Origin of the sequence: Phaeodactylibacter sp., assembly GCF_040219495.1 — a bacterium.
Lineage (GTDB): Bacteria > Bacteroidota > Bacteroidia > Chitinophagales > Saprospiraceae > Phaeodactylibacter.
This window is the reverse complement of the sequence record NZ_JAVJSK010000135.1, coordinates 60,365-66,457: the sequence shown is the minus strand read 5'-3', so window position 1 is coordinate 66,457 and position 6,093 is coordinate 60,365. Positions and strand designations below refer to the sequence as shown.

At 51.4% G+C, this 6,093-nt stretch carries 4 protein-coding genes; 1 reads left to right on the top strand and 3 read right to left on the bottom strand.

Annotated features, from left to right (window positions below):
- Nucleotides 1-103 precede the first annotated feature (103 nt).
- Nucleotides 104-901, bottom strand: a complete 798-nt coding sequence (locus RIC19_RS21790; protein ID WP_350180490.1) for a hypothetical protein — start codon at nt 899-901, stop codon at nt 104-106.
- A gap of 475 nt (nt 902-1,376) precedes the next feature.
- Between RIC19_RS21790 and RIC19_RS21785 the strand changes: the two genes are divergently transcribed.
- Nucleotides 1,377-2,066: an NUDIX hydrolase gene (locus RIC19_RS21785; RefSeq protein ID WP_350180489.1), complete on the top strand. Its 690-nt coding sequence runs from the start codon at nt 1,377-1,379 to the stop codon at nt 2,064-2,066.
- A 175-nt stretch (nt 2,067-2,241) separates the two neighbouring features.
- On the opposite strand, the gene RIC19_RS21780 is transcribed toward RIC19_RS21785, so the two are convergent.
- Both RIC19_RS21780 and RIC19_RS21775 read right to left on the bottom strand, forming a co-directional pair.
- A complete protein-coding gene (locus tag RIC19_RS21780; protein ID WP_350180488.1) occupies nt 2,242-4,539 on the bottom strand; it encodes a glycoside hydrolase family 3 N-terminal domain-containing protein in 2,298 nt (765 codons plus the stop codon).
- A 78-nt stretch (nt 4,540-4,617) separates the two neighbouring features.
- Entirely contained in the window at nt 4,618-6,090 is a 1,473-nt protein-coding gene (locus RIC19_RS21775; RefSeq protein WP_350180487.1) for an arylsulfatase, read from the bottom strand.
- Nucleotides 6,091-6,093: the final 3 nt, after the last annotated feature.

The window sequence follows — 6,093 nt, the reverse complement described above, 5'->3', positions numbered from 1 at the left end:
CCCATAAGCTTTAGCTTCATCCAGAATCTCCAGCTTCTCCTTTTTGCTGAATTTCCGGCCTCTGTTTTCTTGCTTTTCCATATCTAAATCTCTAAAAAAGTTTTTAGACTTTTGTCAGAGTATTTAGGGGGCTGTTACAGTATGTTTTTCTTTGATACTCGATTTGCTTTTGTTCTTCTTCATATTCGGCTTTCTTTTTTAAGTATTCTTCATATTCTTCCTTTGTGACTTCTTCTTCTTCTTTTATAGGTTTAATATCAGTTGTATCCTCTGATATGTACCCCAAGATTGCTTCAATACCGTCATAGGTCTTTTTTACGTACTTTTTCTTAACGGGCTTCTCAGGTTCTTGAGCGTCTACAATACTCTTTGGGTCAAAGCTATCTTCAGTTGGAATCCAATTTATTTGTCCGAGACTATCTCTTTCTCCAAGAAAAAGGCCCATTTCATCTTCTGTAAGTTTTGGAAACTCAACTTCAAGTCCTTTACCTTGCTTCATTTTGAGCTGCTTTCCATCAGAAGTCATATTTAAGTAGTAAGCACCACCTGTCACAAGTATTTGTCCATTTGAAACTGTCTGAGTGTTATTCAGCAGCATACTTGAGTTATCTGTCATTTCCAAAAGTTCAATTTGGATGTTGTCTCCGAGAGGAGAACCGTCAACAGTCTCAAGTCGATTTGGGTCAACATAGACTATCGCTCCTTTTGCACCTGTTACCGTTGTTGGCTTGTCGGAAGGTGTGGTCAGATGTTGAGGCTTTTCTGCGATTTCTGAAAGCAGATTATCAACTTGCTCCAACTGGTCAAGAGGATTGATTTGTACTTTTTTGTCCTGCTCGTTATTACAACCCATTAAAATGACTGTGACTAAAATTGAAAGTATGTATGTCTTTTGTCTCATGTTCGTTTTTTGCATTGCTCACAACTAGGATATATCCGCCCCCCCCATTTCATAAACCTTTTAGGGCATAAAAGCCCAAGTCAGCTAGCGGGCTCTGCAGGTTACGCAGTACCCAATTGTTCACACGGGTATACACGAGGGCAGTTTGGGTATCCGAATACTACGCCTCCCCTCACCACAAATCAGCAACCTCCTAATCAACCGCTTACGCCCTAGCATCCATTTACAAACGATAATAATCTTTTGTAGACAGGCCATCAACCCTGAAAGTCCAGCAACCCCGGACTTCAAACCGTGAAAAACACGGCATGACCCCGGACCAGCCGATTGACGCACGGGGCAACATCGGCTTCCAACCCCCGCAAGATAAAACATTGCAGCTTCAAAAAAAAGCCAATCCAACCCAAAGCTTAGAGCGTGTTTGGAGGTGCACTTGTCTTAGTAGGCAGTCAAAACAAATCGACAACCACACATCATGATCACTAATTACAGCTCGGAGGATAAAGTGCTGTTAGCCGTAGACTGTATCATCTTCGGCTTCGATGAAGAAGACCTGAAAATCCTGCTGATCCGAAGGGGGTTTGAGCCGGAAAAAGGAAAGTGGTCCCTCGTGGGCGGCTTCCTGAAAGCCGAGGAAACCCTCGACGATGCCGCCCGGCGGGTACTGGAACGGTATACGGGCCTGAGTGATGTCTACATGGAGCAGTTGGCTGCATTTAGTGAGGTGGACCGTGACCCGGCTGACCGCACCATTTCCATGGCTTACTACGCACTGATCAACATCAAGGAGCACAAGGAGAAGCTGATCAAACAGTTCTCGGCCAACTGGTTCAGCGTTTCCCAGGCGCCTTCCCTGATCTTTAACCATGATAAAATGGTGCATTTTGCCATCCGACGGCTGAGAACACGGGCTACTACCCGCCCGATTGGGTTTGAGCTGCTGCCCGAGAAGTTCACCATGCGCCAACTGCAAAAGCTGTACGAGGCGATCTGGGACACGACTCTCGACAAGCGCAACTTCATCAATAAAATCCGCTCCCTGGATATTGTAGTCAAACTGGATGAAAAGGATAAGAAATCTTCCCGAAAGGGGTCATTCCTTTACCAGTTTGACCCCAGCAAATACGATAAGAAGGCAGCGGAGGGCTTTATGCTGAAGCTATGAGCCCCGCAGAGGTCTGCATTAGGAAAAACCCATAGTTAAAAAGGGGGGCTAAGTGCCCCCCTTCCCAAAAAGTAGTGTATGAAACTCTAAAAACCTAACCTAAAAAATCATAGCCATCTGTTACTCTCAATGTAGTTGCTTCCTCTCATTCAACCATCCTGATCTGTCTTGGCTTTTAGCGTGGAGGATCCACTTCAAACTGCCCGGACAAACCGCCCACCTTTACCTCAAATGTGCCGGGCTCCAGCACACGGTTAAGGTTTTTGTCCAGCAACATCAGCTGTTCAGGCTGCAGCTCAAAGCGGACGACCTGGCTTTCACCCGGCTTTAGCGCTATCCTGCGGAAGGCTTTCATTTCAAGGACAGGCGTGGTCACCGAGCTGTACTCGTCATTGAGGTAAAGGATAACGATTTCCTCCCCTGCCATTTTACCGGTGTTGGCGAGCGTAACCGAAACAGGCACCGTTTGACCGGCTTCTACATTTGCCGGAACCTTCAGGTCTGTGTACTCAAACTGTGTGTAGCTCAGTCCATGCCCAAAAGGGTAAAGCACTTTGGTTTCCTCATCTGCAAAGGACCGATAGTAAGATGAGGGCTTGTAGTTGTAAAAACAAGGGATCTGCCCCACGCTATTGGGGAAAGAAACCGTCAGTTTGCCGCTGGGGCTATACACACCGAATAAAGCTTCGGCCACCGCCTGCCCCCCTAACAGCCCGGGCTCCCAGGCCTCCAGTATAGCGGGTACGTGAGCAGTGCACCAGGGCAGGGCCAGCGGGCGGCCATTCACGAGCACTACTACCGTTGGCGTGCCGGTGGCGTGCACACGCTGCACCAGTTCCAGCTGCCGCCCAAACAGCCCCAGAGTAGCACGTGCTGCATTTTCCCCACAGGTGCGTTCATTCCAGGTATGGCGCAGGGAGTTTTCGCCGACCACCAAAATCGCAACGTCAGCTTCTCTGGCTTTGGCTACCGCCTGTTCTATTTCTTCATCCGTAATATTTCGCAGGTCAGCTACCGGATGATGGTCTACTATTGTTTGTTCAGCAACCACGGCCTGTATGCCTTCCAGTACGGTAATGAGTGACTCTTCCGGCTGAGGCACGGCCCAGTCGCCCAGGATAGTGGCGTTATGAGCATTAGGGCCAGTCACCAGCACCCGGTTCATATCTTTGGCGAGGGGTAGCAGGTCGCCTTCATTGCGGAGGAGTACCATCGACTTTCGGGCGGATTCAAGGGCCAGTTCCCGGTGTGCCGGTGCAAGCAGGGTTTCTGCAGCTTGCTCATCGGTGACGTAACGGTGCACAAACAGTCCCATCTGAAACTTAGCGTATAAAATACTGCGGGCCGCTTTATCAATGGTCGACTCGGATATGCGCCCCGCCCGGACACCCTCCAAAATACTGTCGAAAAACAGCGGCCCATGCATGTGCATATCCATTCCGTTATTAACAGCCAGAATGTCTGCCTCTTTACGAGTAGGCGCTACGCGGTGCAGATTGTGCAGCCGGGCGATATCAGTCCAGTCGCTTACCACAAAGCCTTTAAAGCCCCACTCGTCTCTCAAGATGTCATTAAGCAGGTATTCGTTGGCATGGCAGGGCACGCCGTTCACTTCATTATGGGCAGCCATAACTGTGTAGCAACCTTCATCAAGTGCTGCTTTGTAAGGAGGCAGCCAGAGTTCCCTAAGGCTGCGCTCCGAAATATCCATAGGGGAAAAATTGAGCCCCCGCAGCGGCTGACTGCCGCCGAGGTAATGCTTGGCACAAGCCAGCACCTCTTCCTGCCCTGAGAAGTCACTGCCCTGATAGCCCCGAACCATTGCTGCCCCCATCAGACCTACCAGGTAGGCGTCTTCACCAAAGGTCTCCCCCACCCTGCCCCAGCGTGGGTCACGGGAGACATCCACGTTGGGCGAGAAGGTCCAGTGAAAGCCGGTGGCGCGCATCTCGCGGGCTGTCACCCGTGCAACTTCCTCTACCATTGTGGTGTCCCAGCTGCTCGACAGCCCGATAGGGGTAGGGAAAACGGTAGCGCCGGGTGTGTACATGCCGTGGCCATGTATCGCATCTATACCCAGCAGCAGGGGAATCTTCAATGGCGACTCCTCTGCCAGCTTCTGTAAGGTATTCGCTTCCTGATAAGAATCTACGTGCAGGAAAGAGCCGATCAGCCCCTGCCGGACCAGTGCTTCTATGTCGGCCGCCTTCACGCCCTTGTAGAAGGAATAAGCATCGCTGGTAGGATCAACGCCTTGAGTTTTCCGGATTTCCTCCGTTTGACGCAGGTACTCCAGCCCCAGATACTGGCACATTTGCCCTACCTTTTCTTCAAGGCTCATACGGCCCATCAGGTCCTCCAGCCGCTCCTCCACCGGCAATTCAGCAGACAGATAAGGGGGTGTTTGGGCAAAAGACTGCCCTGCCATCATCAGGCCAAGCAGGAAGGCAAAAATGGTGCATTGATGTTTCATCTCGTTTGGTATTAGCCTCTGCACGGTAGTTTTGTACCCCTATGCGGAGTCCCCTCAAAAGGGTGGGTTGATTAATATTTAATGGCTGTTCAGGTAAGTGCCCTGCCCAAAGTTAAAGACAGCAGAAGGGGTCCGGGCTTTCCTGAGGATATCCTCAAGTGCGGCCACCACATCGGGGTATTGTGCAGCCAGATCACTGGTTTCTCCCACGTCATCAGCCAGGTTGTACAACTCTAATGGCGTATCAGGGTCTTCCAGCACACCGTATTTCACGCCTTTCCAATTGTCTTTCCGTACAGCAACCCGACCGCCTTTTTCGTGGAATTCCCAGTACAGATAATCGTGCCGGGGTTGTACCTCCTGCCCAAGCAGGGTCGGCAGGAACGAAACCCCATCAATTCCTTCGGGGGCTTTAGTGCCTGCCAGCTCAGCCACAGTAGGCATAAGGTCCCAAAAGGCGGAAACATGGCCTGCTGTTGCACCTGCCTGCACCTTCCCCGGCCAGCGGGCGATCATTGGCACCCGGATACCGCCTTCATAGAGATCGCGTTTGTACCCTCTCAGCGGCCCATTGCTATCAAAAAAATCGGGGTCTGCGCCACCTTCCCGGTGCGGCCCATTATCCGAAGTAAAAATGATCAGCGTATTCTCGGTCAGGTTAAGCTCCTCCAGTGTAGCTATAATTTCCCCTACCTGATGATCCAGGACCTCCATCATAGCGGCAAAGGCAGCCCGGGGGTGCGCCTGCGAACCATAAGGCCCTCTCCGGTAGTCCGGCCCTTCATCATAACCTTCGTAGGGCTCACCGGGAGGCAGCAATGACCGGTATTTTTCAATCAGGGAATCCGGGGCTGCCAACTCAGCATGAGGTATGATGGAAGGCACAAAGAGAAAGAAAGGCTCTGATTGATGCTCCCGGATAAACTGAAGCGTTTTCCCGTGGATGATCGCCGGCCCATACTCACCCGTATGCTGCCCGGCATTGCCCGACAACACTACAGAGTCGCGGTCAGACCACAGATAGTGCGGGTAATAATGGTGCCCGATGCGCTGACAGTTGTAGCCAAAAAACGTATCAAACCCCTGAGCGGTGGGGTCACCTTCAGAGCCCGGGTACCCCAGCCCCCATTTACCGAAGGCACCGGTAACGTACCCGGCTTGTTGCATCACTTCAGGAAGAGTGAGTACGGAATCCGGCAAGGGGTACTGACCCTCAGGCATAATCTCATAATTGCCCCGTACAAAAGTGTGCCCGGTATGCTGCCCGGTGAGTAGCGCAGACCGGGAAGGCGCACAGACCGTACTGCCGGAATAATGCTGCGTAAAGCGCATGCCCTCAGCCGCCAGACGATCAATATTGGGGGTTTTGTAATGCTGCTGCCCGTAGCAACTAAGGTCCCCATAACCAAGGTCGTCTGCCAGTATATAAATGATATTGGGCGGGCGTTCGCCTGCGCTTGGTGTTGCAGCGGGGGAATCACCGGAACCACAGGAGGAAAAACCCCATGCCCCCAGGGCAAGTACAAAAAGGTAGAATGAAAGCCGATTCACGTA